21 protein-coding genes are annotated in these 21,656 nt (G+C 55.4%); 6 read left to right on the top strand and 15 right to left on the bottom strand.

The genetic code is table 11. From position 1 onward, the window contains the following. Positions 1-5 precede the first annotated feature (5 nt). From ulaD to ulaA, 4 genes are read right to left on the bottom strand one after another with little or no spacing between them, the layout of a single operon-like run. Positions 6-656: a 3-keto-L-gulonate-6-phosphate decarboxylase UlaD gene (ulaD, locus tag ACQG2Q_RS02200; RefSeq protein ID WP_022646832.1), complete on the bottom strand. Its 651-nt coding sequence runs from the start codon at positions 654-656 to the stop codon at positions 6-8. A gap of 12 nt (positions 657-668) precedes the next feature. Next, entirely contained in the window at positions 669-1,136 is a 468-nt protein-coding gene (gene ulaC / locus ACQG2Q_RS02195; RefSeq protein WP_003856024.1) for a PTS ascorbate transporter subunit IIA, read from the bottom strand. Between the two features lie 9 nt (positions 1,137-1,145). Then, entirely contained in the window at positions 1,146-1,451 is a 306-nt protein-coding gene (gene ulaB / locus ACQG2Q_RS02190) for a PTS ascorbate transporter subunit IIB (RefSeq protein WP_003856022.1), read from the bottom strand. A gap of 12 nt (positions 1,452-1,463) precedes the next feature. Then, complete coding sequence (gene ulaA / locus ACQG2Q_RS02185; RefSeq protein WP_096216726.1) at positions 1,464-2,852, bottom strand: PTS ascorbate transporter subunit IIC; 1,389 nt, start codon at positions 2,850-2,852, stop codon at positions 1,464-1,466. 359 nt (positions 2,853-3,211) lie between these two features. On the opposite strand from ulaA, the gene ulaG reads away from it, so the two are divergent. Continuing rightward, a complete protein-coding gene (gene ulaG, locus ACQG2Q_RS02180; RefSeq protein ID WP_023299142.1) occupies positions 3,212-4,276 on the top strand; it encodes an L-ascorbate 6-phosphate lactonase in 1,065 nt (354 codons plus the stop codon). Between the two features lie 110 nt (positions 4,277-4,386). Continuing rightward, positions 4,387-5,142 (top strand): HTH-type transcriptional regulator UlaR, encoded by a 756-nt coding sequence (ulaR, locus tag ACQG2Q_RS02175; protein WP_003856014.1) that lies wholly within the window; start codon positions 4,387-4,389, stop codon positions 5,140-5,142. Here the strand turns inward: ulaR and yjfP are convergent. Beyond that, positions 5,139-5,861, bottom strand: coding sequence for an esterase (gene yjfP, locus ACQG2Q_RS02170; RefSeq protein ID WP_023299141.1), 723 nt, complete (start codon positions 5,859-5,861; stop codon positions 5,139-5,141). The two genes, ulaR and yjfP, sit on opposite strands and share 4 nt — an antisense overlap. 137 nt (positions 5,862-5,998) lie before the next feature. On the opposite strand from yjfP, the gene bsmA reads away from it, so the two are divergent. From bsmA to ACQG2Q_RS02155, 3 genes are all read left to right on the top strand, one after another. Then, positions 5,999-6,328, top strand: a complete 330-nt coding sequence (bsmA, locus tag ACQG2Q_RS02165) for a biofilm peroxide resistance protein BsmA (RefSeq protein WP_426759053.1) — start codon at positions 5,999-6,001, stop codon at positions 6,326-6,328. Positions 6,329-6,476: 148 nt separating this feature from the next. Further along, positions 6,477-6,752, top strand: a complete 276-nt coding sequence (gene yjfN, locus ACQG2Q_RS02160) for a DUF1471 family protease activator YjfN (protein WP_003856009.1) — start codon at positions 6,477-6,479, stop codon at positions 6,750-6,752. A gap of 170 nt (positions 6,753-6,922) precedes the next feature. Continuing rightward, positions 6,923-8,854 carry a methyl-accepting chemotaxis protein gene (locus ACQG2Q_RS02155; protein WP_063849824.1) on the top strand — a complete coding sequence of 644 codons (1,932 nt, stop codon included), beginning with the start codon at positions 6,923-6,925 and terminating at the stop codon, positions 8,852-8,854. Here the strand turns inward: ACQG2Q_RS02155 and ACQG2Q_RS02150 are convergent. After that, the gene (locus tag ACQG2Q_RS02150; RefSeq protein ID WP_063849823.1) at positions 8,851-10,473 is read right to left on the bottom strand and encodes an isovaleryl-CoA dehydrogenase; all 1,623 of its coding nucleotides are present in this window, start codon (positions 10,471-10,473) and stop codon (positions 8,851-8,853) included. The genes ACQG2Q_RS02155 and ACQG2Q_RS02150 overlap by 4 nt on opposite strands. 195 nt (positions 10,474-10,668) lie before the next feature. On the opposite strand from ACQG2Q_RS02150, the gene ACQG2Q_RS02145 reads away from it, so the two are divergent. Then, the gene (locus tag ACQG2Q_RS02145; protein ID WP_023299137.1) at positions 10,669-11,943 is read left to right on the top strand and encodes an MFS transporter; all 1,275 of its coding nucleotides are present in this window, start codon (positions 10,669-10,671) and stop codon (positions 11,941-11,943) included. Between the two features lie 91 nt (positions 11,944-12,034). Here ACQG2Q_RS02145 and rlmB read toward each other — a convergent pair whose 3' ends face one another. The 9 genes from rlmB to hfq form a co-directional block, all read right to left on the bottom strand. Then, positions 12,035-12,766: a 23S rRNA (guanosine(2251)-2'-O)-methyltransferase RlmB gene (gene rlmB, locus ACQG2Q_RS02140; RefSeq protein ID WP_003856001.1), complete on the bottom strand. Its 732-nt coding sequence runs from the start codon at positions 12,764-12,766 to the stop codon at positions 12,035-12,037. Positions 12,767-12,830: 64 nt separating this feature from the next. Then, positions 12,831-15,272 carry a ribonuclease R gene (gene rnr, locus ACQG2Q_RS02135; RefSeq protein WP_271079825.1) on the bottom strand — a complete coding sequence of 814 codons (2,442 nt, stop codon included), beginning with the start codon at positions 15,270-15,272 and terminating at the stop codon, positions 12,831-12,833. Positions 15,273-15,310: 38 nt separating this feature from the next. Continuing rightward, complete coding sequence (gene nsrR, locus ACQG2Q_RS02130) at positions 15,311-15,736, bottom strand: nitric oxide-sensing transcriptional repressor NsrR (protein ID WP_003855998.1); 426 nt, start codon at positions 15,734-15,736, stop codon at positions 15,311-15,313. A gap of 192 nt (positions 15,737-15,928) precedes the next feature. Continuing rightward, positions 15,929-17,227 carry an adenylosuccinate synthase gene (locus ACQG2Q_RS02125; protein ID WP_032621775.1) on the bottom strand — a complete coding sequence of 433 codons (1,299 nt, stop codon included), beginning with the start codon at positions 17,225-17,227 and terminating at the stop codon, positions 15,929-15,931. A gap of 104 nt (positions 17,228-17,331) precedes the next feature. Further along, positions 17,332-17,529: a DUF2065 domain-containing protein gene (locus ACQG2Q_RS02120; protein ID WP_003855996.1), complete on the bottom strand. Its 198-nt coding sequence runs from the start codon at positions 17,527-17,529 to the stop codon at positions 17,332-17,334. Positions 17,530-17,600: 71 nt separating this feature from the next. Further along, a complete protein-coding gene (hflC, locus tag ACQG2Q_RS02115) occupies positions 17,601-18,605 on the bottom strand; it encodes a protease modulator HflC (RefSeq protein ID WP_022646821.1) in 1,005 nt (334 codons plus the stop codon). A gap of 2 nt (positions 18,606-18,607) precedes the next feature. Further along, on the bottom strand, positions 18,608-19,867 hold the full coding sequence (hflK, locus tag ACQG2Q_RS02110) for an FtsH protease activity modulator HflK (RefSeq protein WP_022646820.1): 1,260 nt from the start codon (positions 19,865-19,867) through the stop codon (positions 18,608-18,610). Between the two features lie 56 nt (positions 19,868-19,923). Next, positions 19,924-21,204, bottom strand: a complete 1,281-nt coding sequence (gene hflX, locus ACQG2Q_RS02105) for a ribosome rescue GTPase HflX (RefSeq protein ID WP_003855991.1) — start codon at positions 21,202-21,204, stop codon at positions 19,924-19,926. A gap of 74 nt (positions 21,205-21,278) precedes the next feature. Then, positions 21,279-21,590, bottom strand: a complete 312-nt coding sequence (hfq, locus tag ACQG2Q_RS02100; RefSeq protein WP_023299134.1) for an RNA chaperone Hfq — start codon at positions 21,588-21,590, stop codon at positions 21,279-21,281. Positions 21,591-21,656 lie beyond the last annotated feature (66 nt).

Below are 21,656 nucleotides of genomic sequence, written 5' to 3'. Positions count from 1 at the left end.
GCTCCTTAACCCCAAAGCTGAGCGATTGAGCGTTTAAACTGACGCGCAGCTTCCACCGGAGATTCCGCATCGCGAATGCTACGACCGGCAATAAAGACGTGGATTGGAATACCCTTGAACAGCGGCAGATCTTCCAGCGCCAGACCACCGGTCACGGTCACTTTGAAGCCCATATCGGCCAGGCGTTTGATCGCGTTGATATCAGCTTCGCCCCACGCCACACCTGCGGCCTGCGCATCACGGCTGCGGTGATAAACCACCTGCTGGATACCCGCTTCGCGCCACTCCTGTGCCTGCTCCCAGGTCCAGAAGCCGGTCAGTTCAATCTGCACGTCGCCGTTGAACTCTTTCGCCACGTCCAGCGCGCCTTTCGCAGTGTTGATATCTGCACAGCAGATCACGGTGACCCAGTCGGCGTTGGCTTCAAAGCACATGCGAGAGAGAATTTTGCCCGCATCGGCAATTTTGGCATCCGCCAGCACGATTTTATGCGGATAGAGCGCCTTCAGGTCACGAACCGCACGAACGCCTTCGCCCACGCACAGAATGGTGCCGACTTCGATGATGTCCACCTCTTCCGCAATCAGACGGGTGGTTTCGTAAGCGTGAGACAGCGTCTGGTTATCCAGCGCGACCTGCAACATTGGTAATGACATTTTCAATTCCTCTTAAACGGCCGCCGCAGTGGCGTTATCAATTAAATCCAGCACGTCCTGCGCGGTACGGCAGGCACGTAAACGGTCAAAATTAGCTTCGTCATCAAACAGGTTAACGATCTGCATGATGCCCACCTCCTGGTGGGTGTTGGCATCGACAGCTGCCATGGTGATCAGAATGTCGACCGGGTCGTTATCTTCGTGGTTGAACACCAGCGGGGTTTTCAGCGTCACCAGCGCAAAACCGGTTTTCTTGACACCCTCTTCCGGGCGGCCATGCGGCATTGCCAGCCCCGGGGCAATCACAAAATAGGGGCCGTGCTGCGCCACGCCATCCAGGATGGCCTGGTAATAACGCGGCTCGACAACGTCCGCCTTAACCAGCAGGTCCACGCTCAGCTTCACCGCTTCCTGCCAGGTACTGGCTTCGGCCTGTAAAAGGATGGAGTTATTCTCAGCCAGCGAATCACGTAGTTTCATGTGGCATCCTTACTTCACGTCTTGTGGGAAGTGCTCTTTGATCACTTCCAGCAGTTTTGGCCCAAAATCCGCAGGCGACAGCATGTTGCGCACGCCTACCACGTATTTGTTGCCCGACACGCTAATCTCGCCGGCAATGTGCGTTGAAGCGATGATGATGTCCGCGCCGTTCAGTTCACTTTTGTATTCACCCACTGCGCAGCTGTTCACCGTGTGGTCAATGTTTGACTGGGTTAAAAACTGGTCCACTTTCATTTTCATGATCATGGAGCTTCCTTGCCCATTGCCACACACAGCCAGGATACGTACGGTCATAATCGAAACTCCTTAGTGAGCAGAAACTTCTGCTGTTTGTTTTTCCGCATCTTCTTCAGCTCGCAGCGAACGGCCAGCGAAGAACATATAAGTCAGTGCAATCAGGATGATGACGGCCATAAAGACCAGCCCGACGGACGCAAAGCCCTGCATCATCGGCGGCGCCAGAATTGACCAGTCCGCCATGCCCATCCAGGCGCTCATGCCGGTGAGCTTGACCGCCCACACGCACCCGAAGATTTCAACCATGCCCATCACCAGGCAGATCTTGAGCGCGGCGCGCCATCCGCCGAAGTGGTTAGCAAACACGCCGATAGTGGCGTTGGAGAAGAACATCGGGATAAAGCCAGGAATAATCAGGATTGAGGAGCCACAGCCCACCAGGATGCCGACCGCAATCAGCTGGCCGATGGTGCCCCACATAAAGCCCCAGACGACGGCGTTTGGCGCAAAGCTATAGATAGCCGCACAGTCAATCGCCAGCACCGCGCCAGGGATCAGGCGCTGAGAGATACCGTTGAACGCTTCCGACAGCTCGGCGACGAACATACGCACGCCCTGAGTGATGATGAAAATGGCCACACCGGTTTGCAGGATATAGACCGTCCAGTGGGTTTTACCCGCCATCACCTGCACCACGTCAATGCCAAAGGAGAGCAGGATGGCACCGAAGAAAAGGGTCATCACAATCGCCGTGGAGACGATGTTGTCGTGGAAGATATTCAACCAGCCAGGCAATTTGAGGTCTTCAACACTCTCCTCTTTTTTACCCAGGTACGGTGCAACTTTGTACGCAATCCAGGAGGCGAACTGCTGTTGGTGACCGATGGAGAAGCCGCAGCCGTCAGTAACGTCCTGCGTTGGCTTATACATCATGTTGGAGGTGATGCCCCAGTAAAGCGAGACCAGCACTGCCGTGCAGATGACCGTGGTCCACATTGGGTAGCCGAAGATATAGAGAGAAACGGCAATCAGCCCCGCCTGCTGGAACATGATGTGCCCGGTGAGCATGATGGTGCGAATACCGGTGATGCGGCGCAGGAGCACGTAAATGATGTTCAGCGCCAGCGCGAGCAGTACCGCATACCCAACCCAGCTGTACGCATCCCCCATGCGATCGATGGTGGCCATCATGGACGCGTAAGTGTCAGAGATGGCGCCGTTAATGCCATATACCTCTGACATTTTGGCAACAACCGGCTTAAACGTGCTGGTCAGAATGCCAGACCCCGCCTGCAACAGCATAAAACCAATGATGGTTTTGATGGTGCCTTTGATAATCACGCTGACGCTTTTGCGCAGCAGGATGTACCCCAGGCACGTCACGATACCCAGCAACAGCGGGGCGTTGGTCATTACCTGATTAAAGAAAACGGTAAAGACGTTGTAGAGGCTCTCCATAACTCTCTCCAGAAAATGAGAACACGAGGGGCAATCCCTGTGTGGTTGGTGTCATCACTCTATTAATCACAAATAATCACCACAAGATTGCATTTGATTATTTGTGACGGATCACGCAATTTATTTCCATGGAGTTAGTAATGATTTTCACTACCGATCCAGAAAGATAAATAAATTCTTAATTTTCAATATATTAATTATATGTAGCGGTTATCTTAACAACGACGAGGTGTATTTTCTGTGATGTGGCGAGGGGAATTTTCCGCAAATCAGCCATTGCAAATCGATTCAAACAGTGCCAGCATTAATCACAACAAGTCACAGTATGATTACTTTTGATTAAAACCAGGAGTCAAACGATGAGTAAAGTGAAAACCATCACCCGTGAATCATGGATTTTGAGTACCTTTCCGGAGTGGGGTAGCTGGCTGAACGAAGAGATCGAGCAGGAACAGGTTGCTCCTGGCACATTTGCGATGTGGTGGCTGGGATGCACCGGGATCTGGCTGAAATCAGAAGGCGGCGCCAACATTTGTGTCGATTTCTGGTGCGGCACCGGCAAACAGAGCCACGGCAATCCACTGATGAAAAAAGGCCACCAGATGCAGCGTATGGCCGGCGTTGAAAAGCTCCAGCCGAACCTGCGCACCACGCCTTTTGTGCTTGATCCTTTCGCCATTCGCCAGATCGACGCCGTTCTCTCTACCCACGATCACAACGATCATATCGACGTGAACGTGGCGGCAGCGGTAATGCAAAACTGCGCGGACGACGTACCCTTTATCGGGCCGCAGACCTGCGTGGATTTGTGGATTGGCTGGGGCGTGCCAAAAGAGCGCTGCATCGTGATGAAGCCGGGCGACGTGGTGAAAATCAAAGACGTTGAAATTCACGCGCTGGATGCCTTTGATCGCACCGCGCTGATCACCCTGCCTGCCGACCAGAAAGCCGCAGGCGTACTGCCAGACGGGATGGACGAGCGCGCAGTGAACTACCTGTTCAAAACGCCTGGCGGTTCCCTGTATCACAGCGGTGACTCTCACTACTCCAACTACTACGCGAAGCACGGTAACGAGCACCAGATTGACGTGGCGCTTGGCTCTTACGGTGAAAACCCGCGCGGGATTACCGACAAAATGACCAGCGCGGACATGCTGCGCATGGCCGAAGCGCTGAACACCAAAGTGGTGATCCCCTTCCACCACGATATCTGGTCAAACTTCCAGGCCGATCCGCAAGAGATCCGCGTCCTGTGGGAGATGAAAAAAGACCGACTCAAGTATGGTTTCAAGCCGTTCATCTGGCAGGTTGGCGGCAAGTTCACCTGGCCGCTGGATAAAGACAATCTCGAGTACCACTACCCGCGTGGTTTTGATGATTGCTTCACCATTGAGCCAGACCTGCCGTTCAAGTCCTTCCTCTGATTGTGCAGCCCAATCGCCAGACACTGTGTCTGGCGATGTCATATTTAATTTAGTAATTTCATGCTATTTCAAATATCATCTTTTCAAATCAATTCTTTTCGGAATAGCTCATGACGGAAGCGCAACGGCATCAAATTTTACTGGAACTCCTGGCGCAAACAGGGTTTATCACCGTCGAGAAAGTGATCGAACGTTTAGGGATCTCCCCTGCTACCGCGCGGCGGGACATTAACAAGCTGGATGAAAGCGGCAAGCTGAAAAAAGTCCGCAACGGCGCAGAGGCCATCAGCCAGCAGCGTCCACGCTGGACGCCGATGAATATTCACCAGGCGCAGAATCACGATGAAAAGGTGCGGATTGCCAGAGCGGCATCACAGCTGGTGAATCCCGGGGAAAGCGTGGTGATTAACTGCGGCTCGACAGCGTTTTTACTGGGCCGAGAGATGTGCGGCAAGCCGGTGCAAATCATTACCAACTATCTGCCGCTGGCCAACTATCTCATTGACCAGGAACATGAAAGCGTGGTGATCATGGGGGGCCAGTATAACAAGAGCCAGTCCATAACCCTGAGCCCGCAGGACAGTGAAAACAGCCTCTACGCCGGGCACTGGATGTTTACCAGCGGCAAAGGCCTGACGGCGGATGGCCTGTATAAAACCGATATGCTCACCGCAATGGCAGAGCAGAACATGCTCAACGTGGTGGGTAAACTGGTGGTGCTGGTCGACAGCAGCAAGGTCGGTGAACGCGCCGGCATGCTTTTCAGCCGCGCCGAGCAAATCAGCATGGTGATCACCGGCAAAAACGCCAACCCCGAGATCCTCAGCAAGCTCGAGGATCAGGGTGTCACGGTGCTGCGCGTTTAAAGGTGCTGACGGAAAAACTCCACGGTGGCTTCCAGCGCAGCCGGAGTAATACGGTGCCGGACACCGGCACCCCACAGGCAGGTCAGATTGCTGTCCAGCCCTTCACGCTGTAGCGCCTGTTGCAGACGGAACGTTTCACCGGGCGGTACGACATCGTCGGCATCCCCATGCCACAGCAGCAGGGGACGATCGGCCAGCTGCGAAAGCGCATGGCTGACGTCCCATTCAGACAACAGGGCCTCAATCTCCTGAGGAGCCTGCGGCGGGAACAGCGTCTTTGCCAGTGACATAAAGTAGCCCGATCCCATCAGGCAAGCCACGGACGTCACCTCTGGATGCCTGGCCATGATCCCCAGCGCCGTCATTCCGCCCATTGATGCGCCTGCGACCGCCAGCCGTTTCCCCTCCACCAGCCCGGCCTGTAAAAGCGCGTCACGCAGCCCGGCGAACTCGGTCAGATTGCCGTGCAGCGTTTGCCAGAACAGCCCCAGCCGCGCCTGTTCATCGCCCGTAAAGCGTGCCCCATGATTCGGCGCATCAGGCATGACCACCCGGAAACCGGCCTGCGCCAGCGCGACGGCAAAATAGCTGTAGACCAGCTTTGAGGAGAGAAAACCATGATAGAAAACTACCGTCGGCAGCGGCTGTTCACCTTTACCAGCCGGAAAAGCATGGATGATTTCATGCTCACTAAGCAGGCGAGTTTCAATTTCAATCATTGTCGATCCTGTGCTGATGAATGATTCATAATGTTGAGAGCTGGATTACGGTTTCACGATATTTTCATTCGAAATCTACGTCCCAGATAACACTTCGGGAACATTCCCCCAAAACTAAATTCGCAGACCACTACACTATGGCTATCAGGAAAATAGACAGGTTTATGCGCAGGCTTACCGCTTTATTGCTGGTCTCACTGCTCAGCGGATGTTCCGTATTGCAGGGTACGCCAGAACCGGCACCGCCGGTTACCGATCATCCTCAGGAAATTCGTCGTAATCAGACGGAAGGATTACAACGCCTGGGAACCGTATCCGCGATGGTTCGCGGTTCACCGGATGATGCAGAAGACGCAATTGAAGCACAGGCCGTTGCCGCAAAAGCAGATTATTACGTCATCACGATGATTGATGAAACCATTATTACGGGACAGTGGTATGCACAAGGCATTTTGTACCGTAAGTGAGCATCATCATTTGAACGACCTTTACACTGCTTTGCGTCCGTAGACATTTTCCTGTCCACAATAAACTCCATGCCAGCAACAATGGAAATGAGTTTATTCGCGAAGGATTGCCCGGCGGATACCGGAGACACGTGAAAAGGAGCTGACGATGAAACGAACCCTTGCTTTAACGACGCTATTGCTTTCAGCGGGCCTGTTGAGCACCACGGCGCAGTCGGCTGAATTTGCCAGCGCGGATTGCGTCACGGGCCTGAATGAGATTGGTCAGATTTCCGTCAATAATATCACGGGGAGTCCGCAAGACGTTGAACGTGTCGTCGCCCTGAAGGCGGATGAACAGGGCGCATCCTGGTATCGCATCGTCCAGATGCAGGAAGATCACCATGTTAATCACTGGCGCGTGCAGGCCATTCTTTATGCATAATCCCCTCCGATAAAAGCCACTTAATTTTAGTGGCTTTTCACTTTTGCAAATTTTTTATCTCTCCCGAAACTCAATAAAAACAAACGCGTAACATTCAGTTACATTAAACAGATAAACGTTCTCTCCGCTCTGCCGTTGAACAGCCATCACTTTTCAATAATGAGCAATTTATGATCACCTTTTTCCGCCGGGCAGGACTGGGCACGAAGTTATCGCTGCTAACAGCTGTAAGTGTCGCTACGCTTTTTTTGCTGTTCACTTTCCTGTTGAGCCACAACGCCAGCCAGCAGCTTGAAGATCTTGCGGTTGAAGACCTGCATAACCAGTCCAACGGCATGGTGGATATGGTAGAGATGTTCAACACCAGCCTGAGCGAAGAAGTTGAAAGCTATACCCGTCTGTTCACCACCTTTTTGCCACAGCCATTGAACAGCGACAGTAGCCAGAGCCGGACCATAAATGGGCTTACCGTTCCTTTGCTGAAAGGCGGCGAAACGGAGTTGCATGAAAACAATACGCTTTCTGATGACTTCCTGAGCCGAACGGGAGCCATCTCGACGCTGTTTGTCCGCAGCGGTAACGATTTTGTCCGCGTGGCGACGTCGCTGCGCAAAGAGAATGGCGACCGCGCCATCGGAACCGTTCTTGATACCACCAGCCCGGCATTTGCCGCCGTCACTAAAGGGGAGGTCTATCGTGGCCTCGCGCTGCTGTTCGGCAAGCGCTATATCACGCAGTACCAGCCTGTTAAGAATGCGGAAGGCCAGGTTATCGGGATTATCTTTGTCGGCGTGGACATCACCCATTCGTGGAACGTCATGCGCGAGAAAATCCTTAACCGTCGTCTGGGCGAGAGCGGCCACTTCTTTGTACTGGATCGCAGCAGCGGCAAAACGCGCGGACAGTATCTGTTCCATGCCAGCGAAGAGGGCAAACTGCCTAACTGGGACACGGCGACACAGCAGCAGCTTCTGAGTGATAAAGCCGGCACGCTGGAACGCGTGAGCGCGGATGGCCGTACGCTCAAAGTTGCCTACACGCCGCTGCCGGGCTGGAACTGGACCATCGTGGGTGAAGTCGATAAAGCCGTACTGCTTTCAAGCGTCACCACACTGCGCGATCGCTTCCTGATGGCGGGCGTGGTGCTATCCGCACTCTTCGCGGGCCTGTTCGTTATCCTCATTCGCCGGATGCTAACCCGCCCACTGCGCGAGGTGATCGCGCTTGCCCGGCAGTATGCCGCAGGCGATCTGCGCGCCAGCCTGCCGGTTACCCGCCAGGATGAAGTCGGCCAGCTGATTGACGCCATCAACGGGATCGGGGAAGGCCTGCAAAAAATTGTGTTGCAGGTCCGCGAGGCCGCAAGCGAGATCCATCTGGGGACTAACGCGCTGGCTTCAGACACCGGCGAGATCTCTGAACAGATCAACAAGCAGGCCAGCAGCGTTGAGGAGACCTCCGCCAGCATGGAGCAATTAGCCGCCACCGTGCAGCAAAATGCCGCCAACATGGAGCAAACGCAGCAGCTGGTGGGTGAAACCTCGCGCGCGGTGCATCAGGGTGGAGAGACGGTGACCCACGCAGTCTCCACCATGGATGATATTCGCGATGCATCGAAACGCATTGAAGACATCACCCGCGTGATTGAGTCCATCGCTTTCCAGACCAATATCCTGGCGCTCAATGCGGCGGTTGAAGCGGCGCGGGCGGGCGAGCACGGGAAAGGTTTCGCAGTGGTGGCACAAGAGGTACGCGCCCTGGCCGCACGCAGCGCCAACGCCGTAAAAGAGATTGAACAGCTGATTGGCGACACGCTGAACAAGGTGAGCGAAGGCCATGCGTTGTCTGAGCAGACGCGTCTGGCAATGGATGCCATCATTGTTCATATCGATAACATCAGCCAGCTTGTCACCGAGATCAACCACGCCTCCCGCGAGCAGTCGGCGGGAATTGGCCAGGTGAATCTGGCGATGACGCACATCGGTGAGGCATCGCACATCAATGCCGATCGCATCTCACGCAGCGAGCAGACGGCACAGACGCTGCGCGAGAAGGGTTCACATCTCACCCGGCTGGTGAGCCTGTTCCAGCTGAAGGCTTAACCGACCCGGCCCGTGGCGCGCAGCAGCAGGTCGTTTTGCACCTGCTCGCTCATCAGCGTGCCGCCCCGGGTATCCAGCATCATGCGGCACCACGCCTGCGCCACGGGCGGCGATGCGTGCCGCAGTATTTGACTTCCGGCCCCGAGTAAAAAGAGCTGCTGCGCGATCTCCCTGCCCTGCGCTTCCTGCGGTTTACGCAGCTTCTGCTGTAGCTGCCGCCAGCTGCGATCGAAGTGCCTGTCCTGACCTTTGACCTGCGCGAAATCATTGGCGAGCAGGTCGAGAATGCCCGACTGCTTCGCCAGCACGCGCAGTACATCTAGGCACATAATATTGCCAGAGCCTTCCCAGATGCTGTTGACGGGCATTTCACGGTACAACCGCGGAAGCTCACTCTCTTCGCAATAGCCTGCACCGCCCAGCACCTCCATTGCCTCTGCCACAAACGGTATGCCCGCTTTGCAGACGCTGTATTTTGCCGCCGGAGTGAAAAGCCGCGCCCATGCGGCTTCCTGCGGGTCGTTGCGGTTGTCCCACGCCCGGGCGAGTCGGAACAGCAGTGCCGTGTGTCCCTCCAGCACCAGCGCCATACGGCTTAGCACGTCGCGCATTAACGGCTGGTCGATCAGATTTTTGCCGAAGGTCTGCCGCTGATGGGCATGATAAAGCGCCACCGAGAGCGCACGGCGCATCAGTCCGTGACTGCCCAGCGCGCAGTCAAAGCGCGTCAGCCCGCCCATCTTCAGAATTTGCCGGACGCCTTCCCCCTCTTCGCCCAGCAGCCAGCCGGAAGCATCAAGAAATTCAGCCTCACTGCTGGCATTTGAGCGGTTGCCGAGCTTGTCCTTCAGACGCTCAAGGCGCACGGCATTACGTTGCCCGTCGGGTAAGAAACGCGGGACAAAAAAGCAGGACAACCCGCCCTTCGCCTGCGCCAGCACCAGATGCGCATCGCTCTGCGGCACGGAGAAAAACCATTTGTGCCCCACCAGCCGGTAACTGCCATCGCTGCATTTCTCTGCTTTGGTAGTATTACTGAGTACGTCCGAACCGCCCTGCTTTTCCGTCATCCCCATGCCGATCAGCAGGCCGCGCTTTTGCGCCCCCGGCGCGAGATGGGGGTCGTAGCGATCGCTCATCAGCGGCGTTAACCACTCATGAAACGGTTTGGGCAGCGACCGTTGCAACAGCGGCGTGGCCGCAAAGGTCATGGTCACCGGGCAAAGCGTTCCCGCCTCCACCTGAGCATGAAGTACGAAACGCGCGGCCCTGGCGACGAACGATCCTTTCCGCGCCTCCTCCTCCCACGCCAGGTTGTGCACCCGGTTGGCGCAAAGCCCCTGCATCAGAAGATGCCATGCCGGATGAAAGCGGACGTCATCCAGCCTCGCTCCCGTGGCGTCATAACGCAGCAGCTCCGGCGGATTAACGTTCGCCAGTCTGCCCAGCTCCAGCGACTCTGCCGTACCCAACTGCTGGCCGATGCTGGCAAGAAGATCCACATCCCACTCAGCCCCTTCGCGCGCTACCGCATCGCGCAGGGCGCAATCAGAGAGAAAAAGGTTGCTGTTCGATAGCGGTGCGGGTTGATTAAAAACGGTATGTGTCTGCCAGTGCATGCTGTCTCCCTCCTTTCATTGGCAATAAAGGTAAGTATGGACAGAGGGCATGAACGCTGCATGGGAGGGGGGTCACACGATGACGATCGTGTTGATATCATTCGTGAAATAGCTCACAGAACATAAGAATAAACTATTTCCTTACTTAACTAATGCTGAATAATTTATTCTTACCCCGTTTTTGTGAGGATCGTTATGCAACAGGATGCGCACAAGCGTGCATTAATTGCAGGCTCCATCGGTAATTTCATCGAGTGGTATGAATTTGCGGTCTATGGTTTTCTGGCAACGGTGATTGCCAGAAACTTCTTCCAGCTTGAGGGGGAAGCGGAGCTCACCAGCCTGATCCTCACCTGGGCCTCATTCGCCATCGCTTTCTTCTTCCGCCCGCTGGGTGCGGTGGTCTTTGGCCGCATTGGCGACAGGATTGGCCGTAAACCGACGCTGATTATTGTGCTGGTATTGATGACGCTCGCCACCGCTGCCATCGGTATTGTGCCGGTCTACGCCAGTATCGGGATTGCCGCGCCGCTGATCGTTACACTCCTGCGTATTCTGCAAGGACTGTTCGCGGGCGGTGAGTATGGCGGCGCGGTCTCGTTGATGACGGAGTTCGCCCCGCGCGGCAAGCGCGGTCTTTACGGGGCATGGCAGTCCTTCACCGTGGCGCTCGGGCTGTTAGCAGGCGCAGGCATTGTCGCGTTGCTCTCTGCCCTTCTCTCCCCTGAAGCCTTGCACGACTGGGGCTGGCGCATTCCGTTCTTCCTGGCGTTGCCGATGGGTGCGGTCGCGCTATGGCTGCGGGTAAGCATGGAAGAGACACCGAGCTTTGTGCAGCAACGGGAAAAACCGGTTGTTACTCAGGCCAGCACCGCCGCCACGTTCAAAACCATTCTGATGGGCATTGGTCGCGTGATGGTCTGGTCTGCGGCGGGTTATACCTATCTGGTGATTATGCCGACCTATCTGCAATCTGCGCTGCACACCGGTTTTAACCAGGCGCTGCTGATTGCGGTGATTTCTAACATTGGGTTTGCGCTCACGATCATTCCGTCGGGCATACTGAGCGACAGGATCGGGCGGCGGACGGTGATGATTATCGCCACCGTGCTCCTGCTGATCCTCGCCCTGCCGCTGCTGAAAATTTTGCAGGCGGAGTCCAGCACGTTGGCTGTCAAAGCGATTGTGGTGTTGATTGCGGGGGGTTTGGTTGGGATGCTGGCAGGGCCGGGGCCGGCAATGCTGTCTGAGATGTTCCCGACGCGCGTGCGTTATACCGGGCTGGGGCTGGCCTATTCTCTGTCGAATGCGATCTTCTCGGGCTGTGCGGGGCTGATCATTACCGGGCTGATTAAAGAGACGGGCAATCTGGATATTCCGGCCTACTACGTGATGGCAACGGCGGTGGTGAGTATTTTCGCGCTGATGACGTTGAGGAAGGATGACCATTTACGGTCGTTAGAGGAGTGAGATTGTTGCCCGGTGGCGCTGCGCTTACCGGGCCTACGGTACCATGCTTTTGTAGGCCGGGTAAGGCGAAGCCGCCACCCGGCACAACAGGCTACCCGCGCTGACGCACCGCTTCAAACAGGCAGATACCCGTCGCAACAGAAACGTTCAGGGACGATACGCTGCCCGCCATCGGAATGCTGATCAGCTCATCGCAGTGCTCGCGGGTCAGGCGACGCATGCCTTCACCTTCTGCCCCCATCACCAGCGCCATACGGCCGGTCATTTTGCTCTGATACAGAGTGTGATCCGCTTCACCGGCCGTGCCGACGATCCAGATATTCTCTTCCTGCAACAGACGCATGGTGCGCGCCAGGTTAGTCACACGGATCAGCGGAACGTTTTCCGCCGCGCCGCAGGCCACTTTTTTAGCGGTAGCGTTAAGCTGCGCGGAACGATCTCTTGGCACAATTACCGCATGCACGCCTGCTGCATCGGCGCTACGCAGGCACGCGCCCAGGTTGTGCGGGTCGGTTACGCCATCGAGGATCAGGAAGAACGGGTTATCCAGCTCAGCGATCAGATCCGGCAGATCGTTCTCCTGATACTGACGGCCCGGCTTCACGCGCGCGATAATGCCCTGGTGTACAGCACCTTCGCTTTTCTCATCCAGATACTGGCGGTTCGCCAGCTGGATCACGACGCCCTGCGCTTCCAGCGCGTGGATCAGCGGCATCAGACGTTTGTCTTCACGCCCTTTCAGAATAAAAACTTCCTGAAAACGCTCCGGCGCGCGCTCCAGCAGGGCCTGCACCGCGTGGATGCCGTAAATCATTTCACTCATTGATGGTTCTCGTAATAAATATTGTCCCTCTCCCCGTTGGGGAGAGGGTCAGGGTGAGGGGAAATTACTCCGCCTGCTGTTTCTTCGCCGCGCGCTTCGCTTTGGTTGCGGCCGCTATTTTTTGGGTCTTGGTCGACGGTTTTTTCGCTTTACGAGCGTCTTTTTTCGCCGCCTTGGGCTTCTGCTGCTTCTCGCCACGGAAGGCGCTGTCTGGCTCAAAGTTTACTCTTTTACCTGCCTGACGTCGCTTGCCGCCCGCTTTACCGTTGCCGCCTTTTTTCGCTTTCTCACGCTCGGTTTTCCCGACGTTACGCGGAGCACGTTCGCTGGAGATGAGGCTGAAGTCGATTTTACGGTCGTCCATATTCACGGCTTCTACCTTCACTTCCACCCGATCGCCCAGACGGTAGGTCTGACCGCCGGATTCACCGATCAGACGTTGTCCGGCCTGGTCGAAGCGGTAGTAATCGTTATCAAGGCTGGAAACGTGCACCAGACCGTCGATAAACAGCTCATCCAGACGTACGAAGAAGCCAAAGCCGGTGACGCTGGCAATCACACCTTTAAAGACGTTACCCACCTGATCCAGCATAAAGTCACACTTCAGCCAGTCCGCCACGTCGCGCGTTGCTTCATCCGCACGACGCTCGGTCATGGAACAGTGCTGGCCCAGTTGCAGCATCTCTTCCATGGAGTAGTGATACCCACCGGTTTCGGTCGTATTGCCTTTGTGACCCTGCTCGTGCGCCAGCAGATACTTGATCGCACGGTGCAGGGACAGATCCGGATAACGGCGAATCGGCGAGGTAAAGTGCGCATACGACTGTAACGCCAGACCAAAGTGGCCCCGGTTTTCCGGATCGTAAATCGCCTGCTTCATGGAACGCAGCAGCATGGTTTGCAGCATTTCCGCGTCAGGACGATCGCTGATGGATTCCAGCAGCTCGGCATAATCGCGTGGCTCAGGCTTATTGCCGCCAGGCAGCTCCAGGCCGAGTTCAGCCAGCACGGAGCGGAATGAGGTCACAGCTTCCGTGGTTGGCTTATCGTGAATACGGAACAGCGCAGGCTCTTTGGCTTTCTCAACGAAACGTGCCGCCGAGATGTTCGCCAGGATCATACACTCTTCAATCAGCTTGTGCGCATCGTTACGCTGAGTCTGCTCGATTCGCTCGATACGACGCTCAGCGTTAAAGATGAATTTCGCCTCTTCACTCTCAAACGAAATCCCACCGCGCTCTTCGCGCGCCTGATCCAGCGTTTTGTAGAGGTTGTGCAGCTCTTCGATGTGTTTGACCAGCGGCGCGTACTGTTCGCGAAGATCCTGATCGCCCTGCAACATATGCCAGACCTTGGTATAGGTCAGGCGCGCATGAGAACTCATCACCGCTTCGTAGAACTTATAGCCCGTCAGACGTCCCTTGCTGGAGATGGTCATTTCGCAGACCATACAGAGGCGGTCCACCTGCGGGTTGAGGGAACACAGGCCGTTAGAGAGCACTTCTGGCAGCATCGGTACAACCTGCGACGGGAAGTATACTGACGTACCGCGGCTACGCGCTTCGTTATCCAGCGGCGTGTGTGGACGTACGTAATAACTCACATCCGCGATAGCCACCCACAGACGCCAGCCGCCACCGCGTTTTTTCTCACAGTACACGGCATCATCGAAGTCGCGGGCGTCTTCACCATCAATGGTGACTAGCGGCAGATCGCGCAGATCCACGCGGCCTGCTTTGGACTCTTCCGGCACTTCTTCACGCAGGTTTTCGATCTGGTCTTCAACCGCTTTCGGCCAGACGTAAGGAATTTCATGGGTGCGCAGCGCCATATCAACGGCCATGCCGGTGCCCATGTTATCGCCCAGCACTTCGACGATTTTACCTACCGCTTTGGTACGGCGGGTCGGGCGCTGGGTAAGTTCAACCACTACCACAAAGCCCATGCGTGCGCCCATCACCTCTTCAGGCGGGATGAGAATGTCGAAGCTCAGACGGCTATCGTCCGGCACCACAAAGCCTACGCCCGCATCGGTAAAGTAACGGCCTACAATCTGGCTGGTTTTCGGCACCAGCACGCGGACCACGCGCGCTTCGCGGCGGCCTTTACGATCTGCACCCAGCGGCTGCGCCAGGATCTGGTCGCCGTGAATACACATCTTCATCTGTTCGGATGAGAGGTACAGGTCGTCTTTACGGCCTTCCACGCGCAGGAAGCCGAAGCCATCGCGATGACCAATAACGGTGCCTTTCAGCAGATCGAGGCGTTCTGGCAGCGCGTAGCACTGGCGACGAGTAAAGACCAGCTGGCCGTCGCGCTCCATGGCGCGCAGGCGGCGGCGAAGGGCTTCAATTTGCTCTTCACCCTCAATGTTTAATTCAACGGCAAGTTCTTCACGATTGGCGGGTTTTTCGCGTTTTGTTAAGTGTTCAATGATGAACTCGCGGCTGGGGATAGGATTCGCGTATTTTTCGGCTTCGCGTTCCTGGAAAGGATCTTGTGACATGTCGGTTCCTCCGTTGTCAGCTCCGGTGGAAATTTTCTTCATTCCACCAGCAATAATTTATAAAGCGGTTGATTCTCTTCAACCAAATCGGCCAGCGTGTAGTTATCCAGTTCCTTGAGAAAACTTTGCACGGCCTTTGAAAGCGCCTGTTTCAGGCGGCAAGCGGGCGTAATGTGGCAAAACGCACTGCTACAGTTCACCAGAGATAGCGGCTCCAGTTCACGTACCACATCGCCGATACGGATACTCTGTGCCGGTTTACCGAGACGGATCCCTCCATTCTTCCCGCGGACGGCAGCAACGTATCCGGCACGACTAAGTTGATTGATTATTTTGACCATATGATTACGGGACACACCGTACACCTCTGTGACTTCAGAGATGCTGGTCATCTTCCCATCGGGTAACGACGCCATGTAAATCAGCGCGCGTAAGCCGTAATCGGTGAAACTTGTTAACTGCACATCAACCTCAGGAAAAAGGGAAAACGCGATCAAACCGCAGAGATATTCATTAATGATGATAAACCAGCCAGATAGTTAGCGGCTAATTTATTTGACAGACGGGGCGAAAAAGCGGAGATCCAGGAGCGGTCGCCGGATGGCGCTGCGCTTATCCGGCCTACGGGTTTCCCCGCAGGCCAGCAGTCACGAAGATTATGCGTCGAACGGGTCGCGCAGGATCATCGTTTCAGTACGATCCGGGCCGGTAGAAATAATATCGATCGGCACTTCGGTCAGTTCTTCAATACGCTTAATGTAGTCCAGCGCAGCTTTTGGCAGGCCACTACGTTCTTTCACACCGAAGGTGGTCTCAGACCAGCCCGGCATGGTTTCGTAGATTGGCTCAATGCCTTCCCAGTCGTCAGCGGCCAGCGGAGTGGTAGTCACTTCGCGACCATCTGGCAGACGGTAGCCCACGCAGATTTTCACTTCTTTCAGGCCGTCCAGTACGTCCAGCTTGGTCAGGCAGAAGCCAGACAGGGAGTTGATCTGCACAGCACGACGCACGGCAACGGCGTCCAGCCAGCCGGTACGACGACGACGACCGGTGGTTGCGCCAAACTCGTTACCTTGCTTGCAGAGGAACTCGCCGGTTTCATCAAACAGCTCGGTCGGGAATGGACCTGCACCCACGCGAGTGGAGTACGCTTTGATGATGCCCAGAACGTAATCCACATAACGTGGGCCCAGGCCGGAGCCGGTTGCCACGCCACCCGCGGTGGTGTTAGAGGACGTTACGTACGGATAGGTACCGTGGTCGATGTCCAGCAGGGTACCCTGCGCACCTTCAAACATGACGAAATCGCCACGCTTGCGCGCCTGGTCCAGCAGATCGGACACATCAACAACCATGCCGGTCAGAATGTCAGCAATCGCCATGACGTCATCCAGCACTTTCTGGTAGTCAACGGCTTCGGCTTTATAGAAATTCACCAGCTGGAAGTTGTGATATTCCATCACTTCTTTCAGTTTTTCAGCGAAGGTCGCTTTGTCGAAGAGGTCGCCCACGCGCAGACCGCGACGAGCCACTTTATCTTCGTATGCCGGGCCGATGCCACGACCGGTAGTGCCGATCGCTTTCGCGCCACGCGCTTTTTCACGCGCCACGTCCAGCGCCACATGATAGTCCAGGATCAGCGGGCAGGCTTCGGAGAGCAGCAGACGCTCACGAACAGGGATACCACGGTCTTCCAGACCTTTCATCTCTTTCATCAGCGCAGCTGGAGACAGCACAACGCCGTTACCGATGATGCTAGTGACGTTTTCGCGAAGAATGCCTGATGGAATAAGATGGAGGACGGTTTTTTCACCGTTGATTACGAGAGTATGGCCTGCGTTGTGACCGCCCTGGTAGCGTACAACATATTTAGCCCGTTCAGTCAGAAGATCGACAATCTTCCCTTTACCTTCGTCACCCCATTGGGTGCCCAGTACGACGACGTTGTTACCCATTTTTTTCAAAATCACCGTTTGCTTAAAAATGGATTCTACCATCGCTTTTTCAGATATACAGCACTTTTTGACCCTAAAATATGCCGATTGCGGTTAGTTTTTGATCAGCCAATCGTTTTCCTCAACATGTAGTAGATAACGATACCGGCAACCACAAGTCCACCACCAAAACGACGCAAAATATTGTCCGGAAGTTGGCTCATTGTCGCGATCATCCGTCGCCATGCGCGTGGATAGAGCATCGGGCCGAGGCCTTCCAGCACCAAAACTAAAGCCAGTGCGAGCCAGATCGTTGAATTCATTTTTCATCCTTATAAAAGAAAACCACCGCTCCGTGAAGAGCGGTGGTTTGAATACTCAAACGAGCCTGAGTTTATCGCGTTGCGTTAGTCGGCGTCTTCATATAACGGAAGAAATCGCTGTCCGGGCTGAGTACCATCACATCCTGGTTGCTCTGGAAGCTATTCTCGTAAGCACGCAGGCTACGGATAAAGGCGTAGAAGTCGGGATCCTGGCTGAAGGCATCGGCAAACAGCTTCGCGGCTTCGGCATCGCCTTCACCACGCAGGATACGGCCCTGACGCTCAGATTCCGCCAGCGTCTTGGTCACTTCGTAGTCCGCTGCGGCACGCAGTTTCTCGGCCTCTTCCTGACCCTGTGAACGGTGACGACGGGCTACCGCTTCACGCTCGGCGCGCATACGGTTGTAGATCGCCTCGGACACCTCCGCTGGCAGGTTGATCTGCTTGATACGCACGTCAACCACTTCGATACCCAGTGCAGCCATACTGTTCGGGTTGATCACCGGTACTTTACCGTTGGTTTCAGCCTGAACGCGTTCAGCCGCTTTGGCAATCGCGTCATCCGCTGCCGGTGTTTCCACTTCGTCTTCGGTACCCGCTGTACCTGAGTTCAACGCATCACGCACTTCCAGTGTCAGACGACCACGGGAGTCGGTCACGATGTCTTTTACATCCAGACGACCAATTTCAGAACGCAGACGGTCAGAGAACTTACGTTTCAGCAGCACTTCTGCCTGAGAAACATCACCACCGCCGGTTGCCAGGAAGTAGCGGCTGAAGTCGCTGATACGCCATTTGATGTAGGAATCAACGATCAGGTCTTTCTTCTCTTTAGTCACGAAACGGTCGGCCTGGTTATCCATGGTCTGGATACGTGCGTCGAGCGTTTTGACTGATTGAATGAAAGGCACCTTGAAGTGCAGACCCGGCTCGTAGATCACCGGACGCTTGTCGCCGTCACGCACGACGCTGCTAAACTGGAACTTGATCCCACGTTCGCCCTCTTTCACCACAAAGATGGAGGTGTAGAGCACGACCAGTGCGATGATGATGATCGCAATAACTGACTTACGCATCCTTATTCCCCCTGACGCTGGTAGTCGTTACGCTGCGCGTTAGCACGGCGTTGGTCCATAATGTCACCATCGTTCGAAGAAGGCGTTGTGTTCGCGCTGGAGCTGCCAGACGAGGCTGGCGGCAGACGCAGCAGGTTGTTGGCTCCGCTGTTGTCTTTTGCTGCCGGTGCAGAACCGCCTTTAAGCATCTGATCCAGCGGCAGGACCATCAGGTTTCCGCCTTTGTTGTCGTTAACCAGCACTTTACGCGTATGGCTCAGCACTTTTTCCATGGTCTCGATATAGAGACGCTCACGGGTAATTTCCGGCGCGGCTTTATATTCCGGCAGGATCTTCGCGAAGCGAGCCACTTCACCCTGTGCTTCCAGGATGGTCTGGGTCTTATACGCGCGCGCTTCTTCCAGAATACGCTGCGCCTGACCGTTTGCACGCGGCTGAACTTCGTTGGTATACGCTTCCGCTTCACGGATGTACTGCTGTTCGTTTTCACGCGCGGCAATCGCATCGTCAAACGCCGCTTTCACCTCTTCCGGCGGACGTGCAGCCTGGAAGTTGACGTCCAGCAGGGTGATACCCATGTTGTACGGACGGATGGTCTCTTCCAGCTCGCGCTGGGTATCGCTACGAATAACGGTACGACCTTCGGTCAGGATACGGTCCATGGTGTATTTACCGATCACGCCACGCAGGGCGCTGTCGGTCGCCTGACGCAGGCTGTCATCCGCGCTGGTCACGCTAAACAGATAACGCTCAGGATCGGTCACGCGGTACTGGACGTTCATCTCAACGCGCACCACGTTTTCGTCAGAGGTCAACATCACGCCAGACGCCGCCAGTTCACGGACGGACTCCACGTTCACTGCGGTCACGTTATCAATGAAGGTCGGTTTCCAGTTCAGGCCCGGCTCAACCAGATGGCTGAACTTACCGAAACGGGTTACCACGCCGCGCTCTGCTTCTTTAATGGTGTAGAACCCGCTGGCTGCCCAGATGATGACTACCGCCGCGGCCACAATGCTTACTACGCGGCCACCCATAGGCGGGCGCGGACTCTGAGTGGAGTTGCCACCCGAGCCAGAACCTTTTCCTCCGCCAAGGCCACCAAGCTTTTTGCTCAGTTTGCGGAAGATATCATCCAGATCCGGCGGCCCCTGCTCGCGACCACCTTTGTTGCCATTTCCCCCAGAGTTGCCGCCTTGATTATTGCTGCTTCCCCACGGGTCGCGGTCTTGTCCGTTATTACCGGGCTGATTCCACGCCATGTATATGCTCCATATTTGTTATGCAAGGGCGAATTTTTCAGGCTTCCCCTTTCTGATCAGACGATATAGTCCGCCAGCGCAGGTTCTTGTTTACAGAGGCGACGCCAGTCAACGATCGGCATACGCACCTGCATCCCCACGCTGCCGTCATCCTCCATCCACTCTTTTTCTATCGCCTGAAGCTGATAAAACCGGCTACGCAGCCTGCCTTCCTGTGGCGGCAGTCGCAGCGTGTGCTGAGCTACCTCACCGGAAAGACGTTCTGTCAAAGCCTGGAAAAGCAGTGGCACACCAATCCCGGCCTGAGCAGATAGCCAGACCCGAATTGGTTTGTTCTCTTCGTCTCGGTCGATACGCGGTTCGAAATCGTCCAGCATATCGATCTTGTTCATCACCAACAGGGTGGGAATTTCGTGGGCGTCAATCTCTTCGAGCACCACATTCACCGCGTCGATGTTTTCCTGCACGCGTACGTCAGCCGCATCAATCACGTGCAGCAGCAGGGTCGCCTGACGCGTCTCCTGCAACGTCGCTTTAAACGCTGCCACCAGATCGTGCGGCAGATGGCGGATAAACCCTACGGTATCCGCCAGTACCGTTTCACCGACGTCTGCGACGTCAATACGGCGCAGCGTAGGGTCCAGGGTCGCAAACAGCTGGTCTGCGGCATACACCTGGGCCTCGGTTATCTGGTTAAACAGGGTGGATTTACCGGCGTTGGTATAGCCCACCAGCGACACCGTTGGGATGTCGGCTTTGGTTCGCGCCCGACGCCCCTGTTCGCGCTGTTTCTCGACACGCTCCAGACGAGAAAGGATCTGGGTTATACGGCCACGCAGCAAACGACGGTCGGTTTCGAGCTGGGTTTCACCCGGGCCACGTAAACCAATCCCGCCTTTTTGTCTTTCAAGGTGTGTCCAGCCACGCACCAGACGCGTCGCCAGATGGCGCAACTGCGCCAGCTCAACCTGCAACTTACCCTCGTGGGTACGCGCACGCTGAGCAAAAATATCTAAGATCAACCCCGTGCGATCGATAACACGACATTCGCAGAGAGCTTCCAGGTTACGTTCCTGAGCCGGAGACAGCGCATGATCAAACAGCACGACTGATGCGCCGGTTGCTTTTACGGCATCCGCAATTTCAACTGCTTTACCTTCACCAACAAAGTACTTCGGGTGCGGCGCTTTACGGCTACCGGTAATCACCTGCATTGCTTCGACACCGGCGGAAGAGACCAGAGATTCAAACTCCTGGAGGTCTTCCATATCTTTGTCTTGCGAAAAATAGATGTGTACCAGCACCGCCTGCTCACCGGCGTCATAACGGTCAAACAAGCGTAAACCTCTCTAAAAAGATCAGCGGGGAACGCAGGATCCCTGGCTCCCCGTGTGGAAAACAGCCCAAAACCTTATTCGGTTTCTTCGCTGTCCTGCGCAGGAGCAGATGAACCCTGCGCGTTGCTGCCATGATGGTAGTTACTGCCAGTGCCGCCGCCAGTGTTATTGCTGTGATGAGATACCGGACGGGACGGAACAACAGTAGAAATCGCGTGCTTATAGACCATCTGGCTGACCGTGTTTTTCAACAGGATCACGAACTGATCGAAAGACTCAATCTGACCTTGCAGCTTAATACCATTCACCAAATAAATAGAAACTGGAACACGCTCCCGACGCAATGCGTTCAGGAACGGATCTTGTAAAGATTGCCCCTTAGCCATTCTATCTTTTCCTTATATGCTTGTTTTGTACTTAGAACCTTGCGATTCTGAAAAATTGCGCACGAT

This window comes from Enterobacter cloacae complex sp. 370H10 (assembly GCF_050031535.1).
GTDB classification, from domain to species: domain Bacteria; phylum Pseudomonadota; class Gammaproteobacteria; order Enterobacterales; family Enterobacteriaceae; genus Enterobacter; species Enterobacter intestinihominis.
The sequence above is the reverse complement of the archived record's forward strand: the minus strand, read 5'-3'. Positions and strand labels throughout refer to the sequence as shown.